General features: G+C 32.6%; 22 protein-coding genes and 1 tRNA gene. 16 read left to right on the forward strand and 7 right to left on the reverse strand.

The genetic code is table 11. The features are described from left to right. From MVY38_RS05750 to MVY38_RS05795, 10 genes are all read left to right on the forward strand, one after another. On the forward strand, positions 1-526 hold a 526-nt coding region (locus tag MVY38_RS05750), incomplete at its 5' end, for a M99 family metallo-carboxypeptidase C-terminal domain-containing protein (RefSeq protein WP_297484253.1). Positions 527-537: 11 nt separating this feature from the next. Continuing rightward, complete coding sequence (locus MVY38_RS05755) at positions 538-2073, forward strand: hypothetical protein (protein WP_297484255.1); 1536 nt, start codon at positions 538-540, stop codon at positions 2071-2073. Continuing rightward, positions 2070-2702: a hypothetical protein gene (locus MVY38_RS05760; RefSeq protein ID WP_297484257.1), complete on the forward strand. Its 633-nt coding sequence runs from the start codon at positions 2070-2072 to the stop codon at positions 2700-2702. Before MVY38_RS05755 ends, MVY38_RS05760 begins: the two co-directional genes overlap by 4 nt. After that, entirely contained in the window at positions 2702-3145 is a 444-nt protein-coding gene (locus tag MVY38_RS05765; protein ID WP_297484259.1) for a hypothetical protein, read from the forward strand. The genes MVY38_RS05760 and MVY38_RS05765 overlap by 1 nt, the downstream gene beginning before the upstream one ends. Before the next feature lie 9 nt (positions 3146-3154). Then, a complete protein-coding gene (mshL, locus tag MVY38_RS05770) occupies positions 3155-4768 on the forward strand; it encodes a pilus (MSHA type) biogenesis protein MshL (protein WP_297484260.1) in 1614 nt (537 codons plus the stop codon). 12 nt (positions 4769-4780) lie between these two features. Beyond that, positions 4781-5590: an ATP-binding protein gene (locus MVY38_RS05775; protein ID WP_297484262.1), complete on the forward strand. Its 810-nt coding sequence runs from the start codon at positions 4781-4783 to the stop codon at positions 5588-5590. Continuing rightward, positions 5583-6359 (forward strand): tol-pal system YbgF family protein, encoded by a 777-nt coding sequence (locus MVY38_RS05780; RefSeq protein WP_297484264.1) that lies wholly within the window; start codon positions 5583-5585, stop codon positions 6357-6359. Before MVY38_RS05775 ends, MVY38_RS05780 begins: the two co-directional genes overlap by 8 nt. Then, the gene (locus MVY38_RS05785; RefSeq protein WP_297484266.1) at positions 6356-6898 is read left to right on the forward strand and encodes a hypothetical protein; all 543 of its coding nucleotides are present in this window, start codon (positions 6356-6358) and stop codon (positions 6896-6898) included. Before MVY38_RS05780 ends, MVY38_RS05785 begins: the two co-directional genes overlap by 4 nt. A 10-nt stretch (positions 6899-6908) precedes the next feature. Continuing rightward, the gene (locus MVY38_RS05790; protein WP_297484268.1) at positions 6909-8645 is read left to right on the forward strand and encodes a GspE/PulE family protein; all 1737 of its coding nucleotides are present in this window, start codon (positions 6909-6911) and stop codon (positions 8643-8645) included. Continuing rightward, complete coding sequence (locus MVY38_RS05795; RefSeq protein ID WP_297484270.1) at positions 8642-9889, forward strand: type II secretion system F family protein; 1248 nt, start codon at positions 8642-8644, stop codon at positions 9887-9889. Before MVY38_RS05790 ends, MVY38_RS05795 begins: the two co-directional genes overlap by 4 nt. On the opposite strand, the gene MVY38_RS05800 is transcribed toward MVY38_RS05795, so the two are convergent. Next, positions 9845-10429 (reverse strand): YigZ family protein, encoded by a 585-nt coding sequence (locus tag MVY38_RS05800; protein WP_297484272.1) that lies wholly within the window; start codon positions 10427-10429, stop codon positions 9845-9847. The genes MVY38_RS05795 and MVY38_RS05800 overlap by 45 nt on opposite strands. A 10-nt stretch (positions 10430-10439) precedes the next feature. Next, positions 10440-11150, reverse strand: a complete 711-nt coding sequence (locus MVY38_RS05805; protein WP_297430961.1) for a YebC/PmpR family DNA-binding transcriptional regulator — start codon at positions 11148-11150, stop codon at positions 10440-10442. 111 nt (positions 11151-11261) lie between these two features. Between MVY38_RS05805 and MVY38_RS05810 the strand changes: the two genes are divergently transcribed. From MVY38_RS05810 to MVY38_RS05830, 5 genes are read left to right on the forward strand one after another with little or no spacing between them, the layout of a single operon-like run. Next, on the forward strand, positions 11262-12527 hold the full coding sequence (locus MVY38_RS05810; protein ID WP_297484274.1) for an O-acetylhomoserine aminocarboxypropyltransferase/cysteine synthase family protein: 1266 nt from the start codon (positions 11262-11264) through the stop codon (positions 12525-12527). Positions 12528-12579: 52 nt separating this feature from the next. Further along, complete coding sequence (locus tag MVY38_RS05815; protein WP_297484276.1) at positions 12580-13686, forward strand: homoserine O-acetyltransferase; 1107 nt, start codon at positions 12580-12582, stop codon at positions 13684-13686. After that, positions 13679-13867 carry an exodeoxyribonuclease VII small subunit gene (xseB, locus tag MVY38_RS05820; RefSeq protein ID WP_297430969.1) on the forward strand — a complete coding sequence of 63 codons (189 nt, stop codon included), beginning with the start codon at positions 13679-13681 and terminating at the stop codon, positions 13865-13867. Before MVY38_RS05815 ends, xseB begins: the two co-directional genes overlap by 8 nt. Continuing rightward, a complete protein-coding gene (locus MVY38_RS05825; protein ID WP_297484278.1) occupies positions 13864-14670 on the forward strand; it encodes a carbon-nitrogen hydrolase family protein in 807 nt (268 codons plus the stop codon). Before xseB ends, MVY38_RS05825 begins: the two co-directional genes overlap by 4 nt. Before the next feature lie 3 nt (positions 14671-14673). Beyond that, positions 14674-15342, forward strand: coding sequence for a ThiF family adenylyltransferase (locus MVY38_RS05830; protein ID WP_297484280.1), 669 nt, complete (start codon positions 14674-14676; stop codon positions 15340-15342). A 27-nt stretch (positions 15343-15369) separates the two neighbouring features. Here MVY38_RS05830 and galU read toward each other — a convergent pair whose 3' ends face one another. Continuing rightward, positions 15370-16203 (reverse strand): UTP--glucose-1-phosphate uridylyltransferase GalU, encoded by an 834-nt coding sequence (gene galU / locus MVY38_RS05835; protein WP_297484282.1) that lies wholly within the window; start codon positions 16201-16203, stop codon positions 15370-15372. 125 nt (positions 16204-16328) lie between these two features. Between galU and MVY38_RS05840 the strand changes: the two genes are divergently transcribed. After that, complete coding sequence (locus MVY38_RS05840) at positions 16329-16766, forward strand: NUDIX hydrolase (RefSeq protein WP_297484284.1); 438 nt, start codon at positions 16329-16331, stop codon at positions 16764-16766. Here the strand turns inward: MVY38_RS05840 and MVY38_RS05845 are convergent. From MVY38_RS05845 to rsmH, 4 genes are all read right to left on the reverse strand, one after another. Beyond that, positions 16750-16826, reverse strand: a tRNA-Ile gene (locus MVY38_RS05845). The genes MVY38_RS05840 and MVY38_RS05845 overlap by 17 nt on opposite strands. A 66-nt stretch (positions 16827-16892) precedes the next feature. After that, positions 16893-20009, reverse strand: a complete 3117-nt coding sequence (locus tag MVY38_RS05850) for an efflux RND transporter permease subunit (protein ID WP_297484286.1) — start codon at positions 20007-20009, stop codon at positions 16893-16895. A 25-nt stretch (positions 20010-20034) separates the two neighbouring features. Continuing rightward, a complete protein-coding gene (locus tag MVY38_RS05855) occupies positions 20035-20313 on the reverse strand; it encodes a hypothetical protein (RefSeq protein ID WP_297484288.1) in 279 nt (92 codons plus the stop codon). After that, positions 20313-21236 (reverse strand): 16S rRNA (cytosine(1402)-N(4))-methyltransferase RsmH, encoded by a 924-nt coding sequence (gene rsmH, locus MVY38_RS05860; RefSeq protein ID WP_297484289.1) that lies wholly within the window; start codon positions 21234-21236, stop codon positions 20313-20315. Before rsmH ends, MVY38_RS05855 begins: the two co-directional genes overlap by 1 nt. Positions 21237-21283 lie beyond the last annotated feature (47 nt).

The following is a 21283-nucleotide window of genomic DNA, read 5'->3' on the forward strand; positions in this document are numbered from 1 at the left end:
TAAAAATTCTATTAACAAGATAATAAAAAATTATGGAACTTTGGAAATAAATCACAATATTTTGTTAAATTTAAACAATATAAAAAAATCTTTAAGCTATATTCCGATAAAATCAAAAAATAACAGCTTTAAGTTTTCCAATCCGTTGGGAAGTGTAAAAAAGGTCAGAGGAAAGTATTTCATTTATATTGCGAACCATTTAGTTTTAAAACTAAAACCGCAGTACTTTGTAATGGCTGCTGATTGTCAAGGAAAATATGCCTTTAATGTCGATGGGAAGAAAATTTTAGTCCCAAAAGCTTCAGAAATTTTTGTAAATGACGATTTCAGCATTAGTAAAACTAATAAAAGTCGTGTAAATGTCATTGGCTATTATAAAAAAGATGTTAAAAACGAAAGTGGGATTGAAATATCTTACAAGAACTTAAATAAGAAATATGCTGTTGACAAACGCAGTAAAATTTTTAGAGTTGAGTTTTATAAAAATAATGAATTTTGTTCCATGGTAATGGTTCATTTTAAATAGGATTATGATTAATGAGTACATCAACACAACAATCATTTACAAGTGTACTATCTGTTAATCCATATAAAGAGACATACTTTAGTGGAATATCAAGCTTTATAAGTAAAGCGCCATCTCCTGAGTATTCAAAAGAGCAGTTCGTGCTTTCGTACTTAAATACGAAAGATTTTATTAATGCTCAAATAGAAATAAGCAAGAACATTCCGGATGAAGATTTATTTGATGCTATTAACAGTAAAGCGTATGATGAACTTGCACTTGATCAGGCAATTGAATATAAAATTCAATATATAGAAACATTTAATGTCCTTGACGAAGAAAATAGACACTTTCATGTGTTTATTGTTGATCCTATTGATATTACAAACACATTTTTACATCCTGTAGAAAAAATAAAATATATAGATATTATTATACCAGCTCCACTTCTTATAAAATCAATTTATGCAAAAGATATAATTGAGAGCAATGGTTTACACTGTTTTATTTATATCCAAGAGAATGATGCATTTATTACGATTTATGAAGAACAAGAATTTGTTTACACAAAATCCATTAAATTTTCTCTTATGGATATGCATGAAAGATTTTGTGAACTTTATGGAGAAAGAATTGATTATGATGAATTCTTAAACTTCTTTTCAAAAGAGAGTTTGAGAGACAGCAACAGTAACTACAAACAATTTTTCATAAGACTGTACAAAGAACTCTTTGCAAATATTAATGACATTTTAACTTATGCAAGACGTGCTTTTGAAATTGAAAAATTTGAACATGTATATATTGGTACTCAGGTGCAAACAATAACTAAACTTCATGAGATGCTTGAAGTTGAATTAAACATCAAATCAAGTGAATTTGATTTTGACTATGGATTTGAGACAAATGAACAGTATGTAGATCAGTTACATATGCTTATGCATCTTTATAATACTTTACCTAAAGATGAAAAATATACTTGTAATTTTACTCTCTATAAGCGTCCTCCAAAATTTATTAAACGAGAAAGTGGAAAATTAATCATTTTGGTTTTTGCCTCATTTGCTCTGGCTTTTGCATATCCTATTACATATTGGATACTTACTTATGCTCAAGGACTTCAAGAAGATCTCTTAAAACAAGAGTACCAAGAGATTCATATTAATAAAATTACGAGAGAAGCGACAATAAAAAATAAAATTGCAGATAAAGACAAAGCAATTACACTCCTTGAAGAAGAAAAGAAAGAGTATATTGAAAAGAAAAACACATTAATGAAAATACACAAAGTGAAAGTGGACTATCCTATGAAAGCAAAACTGCTTGCTACATTCGCAAAAGAGTTAAATCGTTTTCATGTTAATGTTCAATCTTTAAAATATTCTCAACCAGTGAATAGCAAGATTTTATTGCTCAATTTAGTTGCAAATAAAGATAGAAAAATTACCCAACTTGTAGAATACCTCACCAAAATGTATGAAGGAAAATTTCATTTTGACTTAAAAGAAATTAAACTTGATAAAGAAACGAACAAGTACTTTAGTACCTTAAAGGTGAAGATATTATGAAGATAAACTATGAAGATTACTTACATAAAATAGACTCGGCACTGAAGAATAAAACACAAAAAGAGCTTTATATGACTTATATAATGGTTGTAGCAGGTATTTTTGCGTTTTCTTATGTACTCTTTTGGGATAGTTCATTTGAGAATTTTACCACAACAAGACAAAATGTATCTCAACTTGAAAATAAAATTGCTATAGATAAAAGATTCTTACAACAAAATCCTACATCTAAAATTACACAACTTGATAAAGAAATACATAATATTGATCAAGAGATTACTGTCAATAAAGATACAAATGCTTATATAAAAAGTAAAATTGAAACTATATCTGCACTTATTTATGATGAAAGAAGTTGGGGTGAGTATTTGGATTCAATAGCTACAAATGCTCAAAAGTATCATATTAAGTTACTTAACTTAACGAATGAATATGCAAAAGTCAATAGTGCATTTGGGCATATTTTAGATATTTCAGTGAGTTCAGAGGGAAACTTTCAAAATACTTTGAAATTTATAAACTCATTAGAACAGAGTGACTTAGTTGTAGATATACATAATTTTAAAATAGACACCAACACCTCTTTGGAGTCTGATTTAAATATATCGGTATGGGGGATTACATATTAATGAAAACTTTATACATCATACTATTATTTGTATTTACACATCAACTTTATGCGAATGAACTTACTTGGGTAGATGAACAAGTTGCAGCAATTAAACCGCCAAGGATTGGAATTTCGAATAAAAGTATTGCTAAACTAAAAGATCCATTTATCTTCTTAGTCAAACAAAATGAGCAAATAGTGGTGAGAGGAAAGAGATCTTCTAAAAAAGTTATTAGATATTCACATTACATTAAAAAGTATTACTCTAGAAAATTATACCTAGAGGCCATACTTAATAAATCCGTAATGATCAATAAAAGATGGTATAAAGAGGGTCAATGGGTATATGGTTACAAGATTGTAAAGGTCAACAGAACTTCCGTACTTTTACAAAAACAAAATAAAAAATTACTTCTCTCAACAATGAGTAAAAGTAAAAATTTAAAATTTCACAATAAATAGGAATATCAGATGAAATATATAAACAAATCAGTTTGTGCAACAGTACTAACACTAATGTTATCAACGAGTAGTTTTGCTGATTGTTCTTATGAACTTTTTAGTATAAGCTCAACAAAGAATACTAAGATTATAGACTTTGTCAATCAGTTAAGTGATGAGTGTGGCTATAGTATTATAATCACAGACCCAAAAGCAGAAAAATATCTGAATAAACATCTAAATAAAACAAATCTAAAAAACCTTACAATTAATGAAGTTTTAAATATCATTCTAGGAGATAACAATCTCACCTACACCCTAAAAAACAATCTATTGAAAATTTCATATTTAACTACTAAAGTTTTCAATATTGACTATATTCTTTCACAACGTAAAAGTACTGGAAGTACAGATGTTACATTAAGTTCTTCTTCTCAAAATGGTCAAAATGATATGTATGGGGGAGCAACTCAAGGACAAAGTAATTTAGGTGGTGCCAACGACCAAGCCGGTCAAAACAGTAATTCAGGTGGAAACACAGGAATAAAGATAGAAAGCACAGATGAAGTAAAATTCTGGGCACAACTTGACAAAGAGTTTCAAAAAATACTCAATCGTCCTGAAGACACATATAAAGCACCAGCTCCTATCATAAATAAAAATGCAGGTCTTATCACTGTGACCGCTACAAAACAGCAGTTAGAGAGATTTGGGAACTATCTTAAAAGACTGCAGAGTAAAGTAAAACTTCAAGTTTTGATAGATGTACAACTTTTATCAGTTACAATGAGCGAAGGTAAAACAACGGGTATTGACTGGAAACAACTCTATGCACTGCAAAATGTGGATTTAAGTATTCACCATATAAGTAACACAAATGTAACGAAATGGAATGATAAAGATGGTGCTGTAAGTATTACTGAAATGGCTAATGGTGGAATAAATGCTGCCGGAAATCTTGTTAGTATTAAAGCAGGTGGAAAACTCAATCAAGTTATTAAGTTCCTAAAAACACAGGGAGATGTTAAATCAATTTCAAATCCTAAAGTTTTAACACTTAATAACCAACCAGCTCTTATAACAGCAGGAACAGAATACTTTTATCAAATAAAATCTTCAACGAACCAACAAGGTTCAGGTGGAGGATTAGCTGCAACAACACAAAATAATCTGATCCAGTCAGTTTTTGCTGGTGTTCTTTTAACTATTACTCCAGAAATTTCGGATGATCACACTATCACATTAAAAATTAATCCATCTCTTTCTGAAACAACAACAGATATTTCACAAACTATTAATACAGGTAGAGAAATGCCACCAGATTTAAATCGTCGTCAGTTATCTTCAGTTGTAACGGTCAAAGATGGAAACAGAATTATACTTGGTGGTTTGATTAATACTAAGAATGTTACAAAATCTAATAAAGTTCCACTCTTAGGAGATATACCACTTATTAGCTCACTTTTTAAATATGAAGAAAAAACGAAAGAGACTCAGGAATTAGTAATTATTATTGAACCGCATATTATTCATAAAGCAAATAATTCAATATCACTTTCTGAACTTGGTTATAGAGGTTTTGACAACACTCTTATTACATCGGAATCATCTTCTAAAGATGCTAATAAAACTAAACAGAAATAGGACTATATATTAATGAACAGTATTTATTTAAATTCAAAAAATGTCTTTATAGATACTGTAAACTCTAAAGATTATATTCAATTAGACAGAGTTTCAACTATTTATCAGTCTCTTAAAGATTCTATTAAAAAACCATTAAAAATGATTTTACTATACGGTAGACCAGGGACAGGTAAAAGTATGTTTTTAACAAAACTTTACAATGATCTCTCCCCATCTCAGGATATCTATCTTTATGAAACGCCTATTCTCGATGAAAGTGAATTTTATAAACTATTAGCGCAGGATATTTTTGGTACTACATATAGTGGTGAACTTAACTTTACTCAATTTATGAAAGTTGTAAATAGTAAAAAACAAGACTCTATACCAGTTGTTTTATTAGATGAAGCACAACTTTATTCTGCAACCTTAATGGAAAAGATTCGTCTTTTATCTGACACTCGTACTATTAAATTTGTTATTACACTACATAAAACACAGGAGGAAGATTTAATTGCAAAAGAGCATTTTAAAACAAGAATTTGGGAAACTATTGAACTTGAAAATTCTTCTAAAAGTGAGCTAAAAATTTATATACAAAAAAAACTGATGAAAGCAAATTGCTTTGATACAGCAAATATTTTTACAGAAAAAACAGTTCACAAAATTCATAAACTTACCGGTGGAAATTACAGGGATACAAATAAACTACTTTATACTCTTTTTGATTTATATCTCTCTTATGAAGAGAGAAATAGATTTGATAAAATTCCTACTAATAAAATTCCAACTAAATATATTGAGATGGCTGCAATACAGACAGGATTAATTGATGCTTAACATACCAGATTTAGAAAAGCGTTGGCTCCACTATAAAATAAAATCTTTTCTTCCTTATATTATAACTCTAATATTTACATTTTTAATTATAGCTATATATAGCTTTTTAAATACAAGTAATAGTAAAAAAATCATAGAAATAAATGACACTAAAAACACTCCTTCAGTTGCAAAAGAAGAGAAACAAATCATAATACAAAAATCACTTCAAAAAAAACCATTGCAAAAAGCTATAAACAATACTGAAGAAAGCACTCTTAAACTTTCACCCTCTATGAGTTTTATTGAAACAATTCAAAGACACAAAGCAACAGAAATACGCCCTGTAAAACACAAAAAAATAAAATCAAAACCAATAAAAAAAGTAGAATCAGTAAAAAAATCAGAACCAATGCAAAAAATAGAAATAGAATTAAAACCTATTCAAAAGAAGCAGGTTCCTACCATTACAATTATGAGACAAAATACATCTAAGGATATACAAAATATTCTTCATAGATTCCAAGAGGATAAAAATCCTGCATTAAGCCTCTTTCTAGCGAAAAAATATTATGAACTTGGTGATTATAAAAAAGCTTCTAATTACGCACTTATTACAAATCAGTTGAATAAAGAGATTGAAGACAGTTGGCTTATATTTGCTAAATCATTGGTCAAAATGGGAAAAAAAGAGAAAGCAATTCAGCTGTTACAAGAATATATTAGTAAATCACACTCTACTAACGCAGCTATTCTTTTAGATAATATTAACTCCGGAGAGTTTCAATGAGATTTTTAATACTGTTCTTTCTTATTGTAAATGCAAATGCTGATATAAAACATGAAATGTTGCAACTCTATCAAAATGAGGAGTATACCAAAGCCTGCACTATGGGGTATGATTATTTTAATAAATATAAAAAAGATGAAGCCTACTCTTCACTATATGCTTTTTCCTGTTTGAAATCGGACTATATAGATAGACTTTCGCAACCTATTACAAGCCTAAAATTTTCAAAAGAAGCGAGAAAAAATGCAGCATATTTTGCAACAATCTTAATGCAAAAAAAACTTTTATACTACTCTCTTATAGATGGTTATAAACTCTCAAAATTCAAATTCCCATCAACAAACTATGTACTTTCAAAAGTTTTTGATTTATATAGTAAATTACCTTCTCACGAACCTAAAAAGTTCTATATTTTAAAAGACTCACATGATCCCAAACTTATTTATAAACTCTATATTATGAAACAGCATAATATTAATAAAATGGTTATTGAAGAGTATTATGATACAATTAAAATCAAACGTCACATATACTGGTAAGGAGTCATAGATGGACAGAATAACAACTGATTTACTCAATAATGGCTCCATAATGAAGGGGCAAGTAGATAGACTACTTGCAAAAGGTATTAGTGAAAACCTTATTTTACGAGATATTACTCTGTCTGGTTTTATGACAATGGACAGACTTGTCCGTTTTATAGTCCAGCAAGTAAGAGACGGTGTTTATAATCTCTCAATCATAGACAACTATGACTATATTCAAGAAAAAACAGTTTTAGAAAAATTAGCGCAAGAGCTTAACCTTATGTTTGTTGATTTAGATTCCATTGATATGGATTACAATCTAACGAGCTTAGTACCTCTTGCACAACTTCAAAAGCATAATGCTATTCCAATTTCTCAAGATGATATGAGTATAACTGTTGCGTTTAATGATCCTTTAAATATAGATGCACAAGAAGCGGTACAAAGACTTTTTCCAAGAAAAATTCTCAAAATTGCTTTGGCAACAAAGAAACAAATTGAAACATATCTTTATAAAATCGAATTAAAAGACAGCGTAAAAGGTTTAATAGGAAAAATACGAGATGAACTAAACTCCATAAGTTCCATCGAAGAACAGCAAGAAGCTTCTTCGGTTCTTTTACTCATTGATGTTGTTTTAAAAACATGCATTAATGGTCGTGCAAGTGATATACATGTAGAACCAACAGAAAAAAACTGTGTAGTACGAGGACGCATTGATGGTAAACTTACTGAAATGTTTATCTTTGAAAAAGATATTTATCCTCCATTAGCATCTCGTTTGAAACTTTTAGCAAATCTTGACATTGCTGAAAAACGAAAACCACAAGATGGGCGTTTTTCTACAGCAGTTGGTGCCCGTGAGTTTGATTTTCGTATTTCTACTTTACCTATTCTCTACGGTGAATCAATCGTTATGCGTGTTCTAGATAAACAAAAAGCACTTGTAAGACTTGAAGATGCAGGAATGGATAGTGTCAGTTATCATAAACTACTTAAGGGCTTAGAATCTCCTTACGGAATTATACTCGTAACAGGTCCAACAGGAAGTGGTAAAACAACTACACTTTATGGCGCACTAAACGAACTGCGAAATGTTGAAGATAAAGTTATTACTGTTGAAGACCCAGTTGAATATAGAATGAATCTAATCCAGCAGGTACAAGTTAATTCAAAAGTTGGACTTAGTTTTGCAGATGCACTACGTTCAATTTTGCGTCAAGATCCAGATAAAATAATGATTGGTGAGATTCGTGACCAGGAGACTCTAGAGATTGCAATTAAAGCAGCGCTTACCGGACACATGGTTATCTCAACTCTACATACAAATGACTCTATTAGTGCTATTCCCCGTATGGCAGATATGGGAATTGAGCATTACCTCATCAGTGGAGCATTAGTTGCAATTCAGGCACAAAGACTTGTAAGAAAAATATGTGTACATTGTAAGGTGGAAGATGAACTCTCTTCTTCTGTTCTTGAAGAGATACAAGGTTCCGTGCCAGAAGGTACAATTTTTTACAAAGGCAAAGGGTGTAAAGAGTGTGGCGGCACTGGATATATGGGAAGAGAAATGATTTGTGAAGTATTAAATATTTCAGAAGAACTCTCTTCACTTATAGCCAAAGGTGCTGCAAAAGAACAGCTCTTAGCTCAAGCAAAAAAAGAAGGGTTTATCCCAATTTATCATAATGGCTTACAAAAAGCCATTGATGGTATAACAAGTATTGAAGAAGTTCTAAAGGTGGCAAAAGGATGAAGTACTTTGTAGCAACTGTTTTAACTAAAGGAAAAAAAGAGAAATTTGGCTTATATGCTGAAGATAGAAAAGAGGCAAATAAATTTGCAAAACTAAAATATACTGGTATTATTATTAAAGTTACTGAGGGACAAGAACCTCTTGAAGCACAGTTAAAAAGGTTAAAGACGAATTTTCTCTCAAATATTAAAAAGAAAAAGATCAAGCCAGATTCTCTCATCGCTTCTATTAGACAACTCGCAGTTATGACAAATGCAGGTATTTCTATTCATGACTCTTTACATGAAATTGCAAATGCAACGAATGATGAGACACTTAAAGCAGTTTTTTCAAAAATAGCAGACGATATTAACTCCGGTCATTCACTCTCATCATCAATGGAAAATTTTAGATTTGAGCTGGGAAACCTTACTATTGCAATGGTACAACTTGGTGAAAAAACAGGTAATTTAGATGAATCACTCTATTCACTCGCAAATATGCTTGAAGAGATTCGTGCAAATGTTGTCAAATTTAAAAAGGCAATGGCATATCCTCGTAATGTTATGATTGCTATGGCTATTGCATTTACAATTCTTATCTCTTATGTTGTTCCTCAATTTAAGGCAATTTTTGAACAGCTACATGCGCATCTGCCATTGCCAACACTTATTCTTTTAAAACTAGAATATATTTTTAATAACTTTGGACCTTATGTTTTGGCTCTTTTATTTATTTTATATGTTGTTTTTAACTATGCTATTAATAATAATCAGAAATTTAGATATGGTTGGCATAATTTTTTGCTTAAAGTCTATCTCATTAAAAATATTATCAAGTTTGCTACACTTAGTAGATTTACACTTGTTTTTTCAGAACTCATCCGTGCTGGTATTCCCATTGCAGAAGCATTAGATACTTCTATAGAAATGGTAGACAATTTGCCACTAAAGAAAAAACTACAGTCCGTACGATTTACAGTTGAAAAAGGTGGCACGCTCAACAAAGGTCTTGAAGAGACTGGTCTTTTTGAAAATATGATTATCCAGATGGTTCGTGCCGGTGAAGATAGTGGTACACTCGACACCATGATAAAAAAAGTTGCAGAGTACTATAAAATGCGTTTTGATGCAATTATTGATGGTCTTAGTGAAGCTATTGAACCGATTATGCTACTTATGATTGCTTCTATGGTTCTTCTACTTGCACTTGGTATTTTCTTACCTATGTGGGATATGGGAAATGCTGTTCAAGGAAGACAATAAACAAAGCTTATCCAAGTTTTCCTTGGGTGCTTTTAGTACATACTGCACTTGTAAATCAAATATTTTTTCAACAATATTAATTGCAAGTTTTTCACACTCATACTCTACCAACCTCACAGCACCATAGTCAAATACAACTTCTATCATTACCTCTTTTTTATACTCAAAAAGCTCTGCAGATGCAACTACTGCGTTTAGAGCATCACTATATGCACGAACAAGCCCTCCAGTACCAAGTTTTGTACCACCAAAATATCTTACAACAATAACAGCTGCGTTTATAAGCCCTTGACCTTGTAAAACCATAAGAGATGGTTTACCAGAAGTGCCACTAGGTTCACCATCATCACTTGAGTATTCCACTATCTGCTCATACTCATTCAAATATCTATAAGCAACAACAAAATGCCGTGCTTTTGGATGCTCTTTTTTTAATACTACTAATTTTGATTGATATTGCGAGAAAGGAATGAGGTGAGCAATAAACTTTGATTGCTTCACCTCAAGAGTTGTAGCAAACTCCTCTTTTATAAAATTCATACGAAGAGTGTTATGCTAAGTTTGTATATACTTTTTGTACATCCTCATCATCTTCTAATCTCTCTAAAATTTTATCGACATCGGCATGCTCTTCTTCAGAGATTTCTATTGGTGTATTTGCTATTCGCTCTAATGTCGCTTTTGTAATTTCGATGCCCATATTTTCAAGTGCTTCGTGCATTGTTCCAAAACTTGTATAGTCTGCAGTTACAAGAACAACGCCCTCTTCTGCTTCTATCTCTTCAAGTCCAGCATCAATTAATTCAAGCTCAAGTTCTTCTAAATCCATATCATCTTTTTGTGCAAACTCAAAAAGAGCTTTACGAGAGAACATAAACTCTAAAGAGCCATTTGTAAGCATCTCTCCGCCATTTTTATTGAGTGTACTTTTTACATTTGCAACAGTTCTTGTGTTGTTGTCTGTAGCACATTCAATAAATAGAAGGACACCATGAGGAGCTTTTCCTTCAAAATTTACCTCTTTTACATCCGATAAATCTTTTGCAGTAGCTCGTTTAATAGCTGCTTCAATATTATCTTTAGGCATATTTTCAGCTTTTGCATTTAAAATAGCAGTTCTAAGCTTTGCATTCATATCAGGATCTGTTCCACCCTCTTTTGCTGCCATAGTAATTACTTTACCGAGTTTTGGAAACAACTTTGACATTGCCCCCCATCTTTTTAATTTTGAAGCTTTTCTATATTCAAACGCTCTACCCATAAAAATATTCCTTAAAAAATTTATTTTCGCAATTATACCATTTAGATGTATAATATCGCATAAGAAAGTTCAATGAAACTTAAATTTAGGATTAAATAAGGCAATTATATTATGGATTTACAAACTTTAGCACTTCATGCAGGATATGAAAAAGACTCCCAAGGCACTATGGCTGTACCAATTTATCAAACAACAGCATACGAATTTCGTGATATGGAACATGCAGCAGACCTTTTTGCACTCAAAGAGCTTGGCAACATCTACACAAGACTCAATAACCCAACAACAGATGTTTTTGAAAAAAGATTTACCACACTTGAAGGAGGAGAAGCAGCCCTTGCTACTGCTAGTGGTATGAGTGCCATCTTTTTTGCACTAGTAAACGCAGCAGAAGCGGGAGACAATATTATTTGTGCACAACAACTTTATGGTGGAAGTCTTACACTGAGCGCGCATACACTTAAGCGTTTTGGCATTGAAGCAAGATTTTTTAATGTGCATAATCCAAAAGAGATTGAAAATTTAGTAGATGAAAAGACAAAAGTTATATTTTTTGAGTCCTTAACAAATCCAAGTATTGATGTTGCAGATATTGAAGCAATTACAACAATAGCAAATAAGCATAACATATTGACAATAGTTGACAATACCGTAGCGACTCCTATTTTATGCCGTCCATTTGAATTTGGAGCAGATATTACAGTGCATAGTGCTAGTAAATACACCACAGGTCAAGGTTTAGCCATTGGTGGCATCATCGTAGAGAGAAAAAATCTTATAGAAAAACTAAAGGGAAATCCTCGCTATGATCACTTCAACACACCAGATGCTTCCTACCATGGACTTGTTTATACAGATACTGGATTGCCACCTTTTACCCTAAGAGGACGACTCTCTCTGCTTCGCGATTTAGGTGCGGTTGTATCACCTTTTAACTCTTGGCTCTTTATTCAAGGGATGGAAACACTTTCACTAAGAATGAAAGAACACTCAAGAAATGCACTTATGCTTGCAGAGTTTTTAGAGTCTCATCCAAAGGTAAAAAAGGTAAACTACCCAGGACTAAAAAGTAATAAAAACTTTAAAAATGCACAAAAATATTTTACAGATGATTTATGTAGTGGACTTCTTAGTTTTGAAGTAAAAAATCTTGAAGAAGCACAAAAGATTGTAAACGCAACAAAACTCTACTCTTTAGTAGTAAACATTGGAGATTCTAAGTCTATCATCACCCATCCTGCTTCTACAACCCACCAACAACTCTCTCATGAAGAGTTAATTGCATGTGGTGTTCCTGAGGGACTTATTCGTATTTCATGTGGTTTAGAGAGTGCAAAAGATTTAATCGAAGATTTAAAACAAGCACTTGAAGCCTAATACAAGAGATTTTTGCTAAAATGTTGTTAATATTTTTTGGAGCTTTGCACACTTGTCTTTAAACCTACAAACATATACAGAACATTTTACAAACCCTCTTTACCTAGAGAGCGGTCGTATTTTAGAGCCTTATGACATAACATATGAGACCTATGGCACACTCAATGATGACAAAAGTAATGTCGTTGTAGTTTGTCATGCACTTACAGGTTCTCATCATGCTGCAGGAGTTTACGAAGATGAGACAAAGAATGGTTGGTGGGATGGACTAATAGGTTCTAAAAAAGCCATAGACACAGACAAATACTTTGTAATCTGCTCAAATGTAATAGGCAGTTGTTTTGGTTCAACTGGTCCTATGAGTATGCAGCATCCACATCTTGAACCCTATCGCTATAAATTTCCTGTTGTAAGTATTAAAGATATGGTAAAAGCACAACGGATTCTTTTTGATAGACTGGATATTCACCGTGTGCATGCCATTGTTGGTGGCTCAATGGGCGGTATGCAAGCGCTCCAGTTTGCAGTACATTATCCAAATTTTGCAAATAAAATCATAGCCCTTGCAACTACACATGCCACACAACCATGGGCTATTGCGTTTAACAAAGTTGCTCAAGAGTCCATACTCAATGACCCCGACTTTAAACAGGGTTACTATGATCCAGAAATTTTAAAAGAGCAAGGTCTCTCAGGTATGGCAGTTGGTCGAATGGCAGGACATATTAGCTTTTTATCACATGAATCTATGCGTACAAAATTTGGTCGAGACTATAAGCTCACAGATGGATTATATGAACTTTTTGGAAAATTTCAAGTCGAATCATACCTTGAATATAATGGTTATAACTTTACAAAATGGTTTGACCCATTAGCCTACTTGTACATTACAAAAGCCATCAATATTTATGACCTTGCACGAGGATTTGACTCACTAGCAGAATCTCTCAAACGCATCAATGCTGATTTACACCTTATTAGCTTTAAAAATGATCTTTTATTTAAAAATTTCGAAATGCAAGAGATAGCAGATGAGCTTAAAAAGAATGGAAATAAAAACTATAGCTATATAGATATAGATAGTGACTATGGGCATGATGCCTTTCTTGTAGAACTGGAAAAATTTGACAATTATATAAAGGATGCCCTCAATGGCTAAAGAGAAATTTGAAACAAAATTGCAAAATGCAAAAACCATTTTAGAGACATTAATGGACCCAGAAATTACACTTGAAAATAGTGTAAAAGCGTATGAGAAAGGGATGAGTGAATTAACGCAAGCACAAAAAATTCTTGAAGATGCACAAATTAAAATTCAAAAGATAAAAACAGGACAATGATAGCAGCCGTACTCCAGCTCAATTCTCAGGGAATGAGCTCTACCAAACTATATAACTATATTAGAGTTGCCCATAAAAAAAATGTCAAGCTTATTTTGCTTGGTGAGTATGTACTCAACCCATTTTTTAAAGAGCTAGAAAATATGTCACTTGCTATGATAAAAGAGCAGGCACTCCACCAAATAAAAATCTTAAAAGAACTTGCATCAACATATCAGCTTACAATTGTTGCTCCACTTATTATAGTAAAAAAAGAAAATATTTATAAGACAGTTGCCAAGTTTGCACCAGCATCTACATCCTATTATCAACAACAGATACTTATAAACTATGCCCATTGGAATGAAGAAAAATTCTTCTCAAACGCAGTGAAAGAACTTGAATCTCCTCTTATTTTTAAAATTGATGGATTTAAATTTGCAATTTTAAGTGGATTTGAACTTCATTTTGATGATTTTTTTGCTAAACTTAAAGAGAAAAATATTGATGCTATTCTTGTTCCTAGTGTTTCTACTTTTGATTCTTACGAGAGATGGAAGGCTATTGCCCTTACTAGAGCCTTTACTCATAACTGTTATATACTACGAGCAAATAGAATTGGAGAGTACCAAGATAAAGAAGTTACTTGGAAATTTTATGGTGACTCTTTTTTAGTATCTCCAAACGCAGAGATACTCAACCATTTAGGGAACCAAGAAGAGTTAATGATAGTTGAGATGAGTCATACAGAGGTGGTTCAAGCAAGACGCTCTTGGGGTTTTAAAGAGGCAATTAACAAACGAACGATAAAAAATAAAGGATAAGTAATGATGCAATATTTTCATCGACAGGTTCAATTATGGGGAGAAGAGACACAAAAAAATCTTCAAGGTAAAACAATTGCCATTGTTGGAGCTGGCGGGCTTGGTTCATCTCTTGCTTTTGCTCTAGGTGCAGTTGGTATCGGTGAAATTCACATTATAGACTTTGATGAAGTCAGCCTACACAACATTCATAGACAAATCGCGTTTAAACTAGGTGATGAGGGGAAAAATAAAGCAGAAATAAATGCACAAATAATTTCTAATCGTTCCACTTTTACAAACGCAGTGGCACACAATTGTGATTTTAAAACATGGAGTGAAAAAGGCATAGCTGTTGACCTTATAATAGATGCTACAGACAATCTTCCTACACGAGGAGATATAAACAGCTATGCAAAAAAAGTTAAAACTCCTTGGGTCTATGGAAGCGTAGAAGCTTTTCATGGACAAGTGTGCTTTATAGATGAATCTTCATTTAATGATGCTTTTAAAATTGTGAAAAAAACACCTGCTGGCATTGCAGCACCAATTGTTATGCATATTGCATCACTACAAGCAAATTTAGCCCTGAGATACTTAGCAGGATTAAGTGTTAAAAAAGATTATCTTTATTATCTATTTTTTAATGAAGAGGGAGAGTTGATAACCCAAAAATTTGGACTTCCAAAATAGGGTTATCATTTATAAAATGGAAAAGTTTTATTTTTTATTTTCTATATTATTATAAAAGTAGTTTGTAGCTTCCACAAATCCATCTAAAGAACCACAATCAAATCGTTTTCCTTTAAATTTATATCCAAGAACCATACCTTTTTTAGCCTGAGTCATTAGAGCATCTGTAATCTGGATTTCTCCACCTTTACCCGGTTTTGTATTTTTAATCATTTCAAAAATATCAGGAGTAAGAATGTAACGCCCGATAATAGCAAGATTAGAAGGTGCTTTATCTGCATCTGGTTTTTCAACCATATTATCAATCATAAAAATACCTTTTTCTATCTCTTTTCCAGAGATAACACCATAGCTGCTTACCTTATCTTTTGGCACTTCCATAATAGCAACAATGGAACATTTATACTTTTCATATAATTTTACCATCTGTTTTAAAACACCATCTCCATCAGGATTGACACATAAATCATCTGCAAGAATTACAGCAAAAGGAGCACTATCACCCACTAGTACCTTTCCTTTATAAATAGCATCACCAAGACCTTTCATCTCATTTTGACGTGTATATGTAAAAGTACATGTGTTGATTAGAGCACGTATTTCTGTTAAAAGACTCTCTTTTGAAGTTCCTTTTATTTGATGTTCAAGCTCATAACTTATATCAAAATGATCTGTAATAGAACGCTTTCCTCGTCCTGTAATAACTGCCATAATATTACATCCAGCTTCATGGGCTTCTTCTACACCATACTGTATAAGTGGTTTTGTTAAAATTGGTAGCATCTCTTTTGGCATCGCTTTTGTAGCTGGTAAAAATCTCGTACCATATCCAGCAGCCGGAAATAAACATCTTTTTATCATTCTTTGTATCCTTTAATATTAAAAACCAATAATTTATGTTGGAAAATTTTGCTAATAATAGCATTTATAAAGTTATGAATAGATAAAATCACCAGTAAGAAGTCTAATATTCAAAAGGAAGAACAATGCCCTTTATACCAAGAACACCCTATCTTACAACAGATGGAATTGTAGAAATATACAACAATCAAGATGAGTTCCAAGGAATAGTTTTCATACAGAGAAAAAATGAACCCTTAGGTCTAGCACTACCGGGAGGTTTTGTAGATGTAGGCGAATCTGTTGAAGATGCACTCCACAGAGAGATGAGAGAAGAGATAACTTTAGATGTAACAATAAAGTATCTTTTAGGCATATACTCTGATCCAAAAAGAGATCCAAGATTTCATACCGCCTCTGCTGTATATGTTTGTAAAGCTTATGGAAACCCAATAGGTGCAGATGATGCAAAAGAAGCAAAAATAGTTACGCTAGACAACATAGAAATAGATAAACTTGTTTTTGACCATGGTAAAATTGTAAGTGATTATTTGAAATATATAAAAGTGGTGGGTTCTGAGTGACTCGAACACTCGACCGCTCGGTTATGAGCCGAGAGCTCTAACCAACTGAGCTAAGAACCCTCACCAGTTGTTGGTAGGTCGGAATTATACAAGGGGAATCCTTATAAAATGCTTATATGAGTAAACTCAATTTTTTGGTGCTTTAATTTTATATACTACAGCATAAAGCAGTGGAATATAAATAAGGTTTAGCACTGTAGCCCATGCTATACCATAGCCTAAAGAGACCGCCATTGGCTGTAAAATTTTTGCTTGTCCTGAAGCAAAAAAGATAAGTGTAAGCAAGCCTAAAACGGTTGTTAAAGATGTAAGAAGTATTGGTCTTAATCTTGTTTTAGCACGACGCATCAGCTCCTCTGTATCCCTTGCCTTTTTAATAAAATCAACCATAATAAGTCCATCATTTACAACAACCCCGGCAAGTCCTACAATTCCTATGAGTCCTGGCATTGTAAGATTTAAACCCATTAACCACTGCCCAATATAAACACCCAGCAACACTAATGGAATAGTACTAATAACAATAAGAGATTTTTTAATAGAATCAAAAAGCCAAACAAGCGTAATAAAAATCAAGAAAATAGCAATCAGTCCTGACTGCATCATCTCTCTTTTATTTTTATTATTTTCCTTCTCTTCACCTTTAATATTTACGGAAATTCCTTTTGCTCTGAGCTCATTGAGATAGGAACGAATTTTAGTCATTACTTCAGATGAAGTAATTATTTTTTTATCAATAGAAGCATAGAGACTACGAACTCTTTTTCCATCCTCTTTTTTAATCGTCACATAACTTTGAAGATAAGTATAGTCGCAAATATCTTTTAAGGCTACATATTTACCTGATGAAGGAACCTGCAACTCTACATTTTTTATAGAATAAATTTGTTTATCTAAACCACTCTCTATGCGAATACGCACAAGTCCTTGTGCGTTAAAGAGTTTCCCATACTCACCCTTTAAATAATATGCTCGTAAATCGTTAGAGATTATCTGCTCGTTAAAGCCGAGTTCTTGTCCATAAGCATTGACTCTCAGTTTTAGCTCTTTTTCTCCAAGCGTTGCATCATCAGAAATATTATGCACACCTTTAATAGCAGCTAATTTATTCTCTAATGTTTTGAGATAAGGAACTACCTTTGTCCCATCTTTTGCACTCAGCCCAATCTCTACATCATGGGCAATAATACCAGCACCAGGTACTTTTACCACAAACTCTTCAAAAAGATTTTCACCATCTTTTAGTTTTTTATTTTTGAGATTTTTAAGAACTTTTTGTAATCTCTTAGCTATAACTTTTGCATCAACTTCTCTTGAGCGTACTTTTGCATCATATTCAAGTGAAAGATAGGGGCTTATATATTTATCAAAGAAGTTAACAGGAGCTCGTTCATGTAAATCAATAAAAATATGAAACATATTTTCACCAAGTTCTGCTCTGTTTTTGGCATCCATTTTAAAACCAATTACAGAAGTAACAGAAGATACATTTTGCTTCTTAACATTTTTAAGTATCTCTTTTTCAACTTTTGTGACAATTTTTTCCGTATCCTGCAAATCATTGTTTATATTGACTTTTCCATATACATATATTTGCGTATTGTCAAAATCAGGAAATAACTGAAATTTTGCATTTTTTATCATTACAAATTCAAATGCCAAAATACTCACAACTATGAGTAAAAGTGAAAGACCCTTGCGTTTAAAGAAAAAGTGTAAAACACGACTATATGAGATATACATCCAATCCCAAAAGCGTTTTGTGAAACTCCCCTCTTTAGAAACTTTTAAAAAGTCATACGAATGGAGTGGTAAAAAGTAAAAAGCTTCAAACAGTGATGATAAAAGAAGTACAGTTATCATAATTGGTATGATTCTTATAAACATTCCCATCTCACCAGTCATTAAAAGCATTGGTAAAAAAGCAAGAACTGTTGTGAGCGTTGCAGCCAAAACTGCTGGAAACATCTCTGCTGCACCAGTGATTACAGCCTCTTTTCTATCCATTCCCTCTTCTAAATGCCTATAAATATTTTCAGCAACAACAATTGCCTCATCTACAAGCATACCAAGAGCAATGAGGGCTCCTAAAAGAGAGAGCATATTAAGGCTATCACCAAGAAGCTCAGTCACTATAAGACCTATCATAAAACTTACAGGAATACCAAGAGCCACAACAAACGCAATGCCTCTGTTTATGAAAATAAGCATCGCTAAAAAGACAAGAGCCAAACCAAATACTATGTTGGAAAAAACAACATTAAGACGATTCTTAATCCATACAGAAGTATCTGTATAAATATTATAATTCAAATTGGGATGTTTCAATTTTTGCTTTTTTAACAGCTTGCGTATATCTCGTACAAGTGCAATAGCATTTCCATTTTTACTTTTTGTAACATTAATAGAGATATTTCGCACACCATTGTAGTGTGAAAGTTCTACTGCATCACTTAGTTTAAACGCAACGCTTGCAATATCACCTATATGAAGTCTGTCCCCTCCAACATCAATAATGGTATTTGCAATTGCCTCTTTTGTTTTTTCCCCATTATAGGTAGAAATATAGAGATGGTCTGCTTTTTGTTTAATCGTACCAATAGGAAAAATAGAGCTTATTTTACTAATTTGTGAAACTACTAACGAGGGAGAAAGACCATACGCCTTAATTTTTTCGGTGTTAAGTTTAATATCAAGCTCTTCTTTTGCATCCCCACGAATGGTTATATCACTCAAATCTTTAAATTTACTCAGTTCACTCTTTAGCTCATCTGCACGATTAAGTAACTCTGCTGTTGTAACATTACCAGAGAGTGCAATGAGAACAAGGGGGAAGGAGTGTGTTTTGATTTTTGCAATAGGTTCATTCATATCTGCTGGCAAATCTTTTTTCACATTGCTAATAGCATCTTTTACATCATTTAATACTAAAATATTATTTGAACCACTTCTAATCTTAGAACTAATAATAAATGAACCATTTTTAATACTACTCGTGGTATCTTCAAGTGCATCAATATTTTGTAAATCATCCTCAATACTCTGCACAACCATCTTATCTAAGGTATCGGCAGAGGTACCAGCATAGCCACCTTTAATGGTTATTTTATCCATATTCATCGGTGGAAAAATCTCTTTTGGAATATTAATATATGCAAAGATTGAGAGCATAAAAATAAATATAAGTAGTATATGGTTTAGCAGGGGTTTATCAATAGCGAACTGTATAAATTTTCTAATCAACACTTTTCCTTGGTTCTATGTGAGTTTAAAATAGAGTATCTAAAATTTGGTTTTTAAATTTTATGGATTCAACAGAAGCACTGATGAGTTTATGCTCTTCTTTAAGAGTATCATACTCTACTTTTAATTTTGCAATGTCCCTGCTTTTAAAGTAAATCTGCTCTGTTATATAAATCTTAGGAAAAGCAAACATTCCAACAAAAGTAAGTGTCAGCAAAACATATAAGAAGTAGTTAAAATCAAGACTGCGTTTAGGAGTAAAAAGAGTCTCAACTTCATCTAAAAGTTCTCTCTTTTCGCTCATCATAAGTCCATTTGAAACAGACGCATTTTCGCGCTTCTGCTTCTTACATTTTCTTTGATTTCATCTTCTTGTGCCGTTATTGGCTTTTTTGTAAGCACTTTACCAAGCTGATGGTCATTCCCACAACTACAGCGAAAAGCTTCAGGAGGACAAGTGCACGACTTCGCCCATCGTGCAAACTCCTGTTTTACTATTCTATCTTCAAGTGAATGAAAAGAGATAATAGCCACTTTAGCATGAGGCAATTTTGCCTCCTCAATGCTTTTGAGTACACTTTTAAGCTCGCCCAGTTCATTGTTTACCTCTATTCTAATTGCTTGCATTAAAAGTGTTGCGGGATGTATCTTTTTCCCTCGTGGCATATAGGGTTTAACTATTTCACTGAGTGCTTTTGCAGAGAGAAAAGGACGATTTTCTACAATCACATCAGCAATCTTTTTATAATTTCTCAATTCACCATACTCTAACAAAATTTTCTCTAACTCTGATTTTGAGTATTCATTTACAACATTTGAAGCACTTAGTGGTGCATCTTTATCCATGCGCATATCAAGCGTCTCACTCCCATAAGAAAAGCCTCTATCTTTTTGGTCAAGTTGTAATGAAGAGACACCAATATCAGCTAGTATTCCTTTAATATCTGCTACGTTTACCTCACTCAGTATCTCTTTTATAACAGAAGAAAAACGCCCTTTTTTAATTGTTACTCTATCCCCATATTTCGCCAAGCGCTTTGTTGAAAAGTCAATCGCTGTCTGGTCTTGGTCTATTGCAATCAATTTAATATTTGGATTTGCTTCAAGAATTAAAGAGGAGTGCCCACCATACCCCATAGTACAATCAATGACAATACCCTCACCTAAATCAGTAAAAGCATCAACTACTTCTCTATACAAAACTGGAATATGAGGAATTTCTTGCAAAGCTAACCCTAATGTTAATATTAGGGTTATTATACAGCAAAATTGAT

Source organism: Sulfurimonas sp. (assembly GCF_027056685.1).
GTDB lineage: Bacteria > Campylobacterota > Campylobacteria > Campylobacterales > Sulfurimonadaceae > Sulfurimonas.

What these genes read in the sequence shown, in the direction of transcription:
- MVY38_RS05755 (WP_297484255.1), top strand. Translation starts at nt 538, where the DNA reads ATGAGTACATCAACACAACAATCATTTACAAGTGTACTATCTGTTAAT.
- MVY38_RS05760 (WP_297484257.1), top strand. Translation starts at nt 2,070, where the DNA reads ATGAAGATAAACTATGAAGATTACTTACATAAAATAGACTCGGCACTG.
- MVY38_RS05765 (WP_297484259.1), top strand. Translation starts at nt 2,702, where the DNA reads ATGAAAACTTTATACATCATACTATTATTTGTATTTACACATCAACTT.
- mshL (WP_297484260.1), top strand. Translation starts at nt 3,155, where the DNA reads ATGAAATATATAAACAAATCAGTTTGTGCAACAGTACTAACACTAATG.
- MVY38_RS05775 (WP_297484262.1), top strand. Translation starts at nt 4,781, where the DNA reads ATGAACAGTATTTATTTAAATTCAAAAAATGTCTTTATAGATACTGTA.
- MVY38_RS05780 (WP_297484264.1), top strand. Translation starts at nt 5,583, where the DNA reads ATGCTTAACATACCAGATTTAGAAAAGCGTTGGCTCCACTATAAAATA.
- MVY38_RS05785 (WP_297484266.1), top strand. Translation starts at nt 6,356, where the DNA reads ATGAGATTTTTAATACTGTTCTTTCTTATTGTAAATGCAAATGCTGAT.
- MVY38_RS05790 (WP_297484268.1), top strand. Translation starts at nt 6,909, where the DNA reads ATGGACAGAATAACAACTGATTTACTCAATAATGGCTCCATAATGAAG.
- MVY38_RS05795 (WP_297484270.1), top strand. Translation starts at nt 8,642, where the DNA reads ATGAAGTACTTTGTAGCAACTGTTTTAACTAAAGGAAAAAAAGAGAAA.
- MVY38_RS05800 (WP_297484272.1), bottom strand. Translation starts at nt 10,429, where the DNA reads ATGAATTTTATAAAAGAGGAGTTTGCTACAACTCTTGAGGTGAAGCAA.
- MVY38_RS05805 (WP_297430961.1), bottom strand. Translation starts at nt 11,150, where the DNA reads ATGGGTAGAGCGTTTGAATATAGAAAAGCTTCAAAATTAAAAAGATGG.
- MVY38_RS05810 (WP_297484274.1), top strand. Translation starts at nt 11,262, where the DNA reads ATGGATTTACAAACTTTAGCACTTCATGCAGGATATGAAAAAGACTCC.
- xseB (WP_297430969.1), top strand. Translation starts at nt 13,679, where the DNA reads ATGGCTAAAGAGAAATTTGAAACAAAATTGCAAAATGCAAAAACCATT.
- MVY38_RS05825 (WP_297484278.1), top strand. Translation starts at nt 13,864, where the DNA reads ATGATAGCAGCCGTACTCCAGCTCAATTCTCAGGGAATGAGCTCTACC.
- MVY38_RS05830 (WP_297484280.1), top strand. Translation starts at nt 14,674, where the DNA reads ATGATGCAATATTTTCATCGACAGGTTCAATTATGGGGAGAAGAGACA.
- galU (WP_297484282.1), bottom strand. Translation starts at nt 16,203, where the DNA reads ATGATAAAAAGATGTTTATTTCCGGCTGCTGGATATGGTACGAGATTT.
- MVY38_RS05840 (WP_297484284.1), top strand. Translation starts at nt 16,329, where the DNA reads ATGCCCTTTATACCAAGAACACCCTATCTTACAACAGATGGAATTGTA.
- MVY38_RS05855 (WP_297484288.1), bottom strand. Translation starts at nt 20,313, where the DNA reads ATGAGCGAAAAGAGAGAACTTTTAGATGAAGTTGAGACTCTTTTTACT.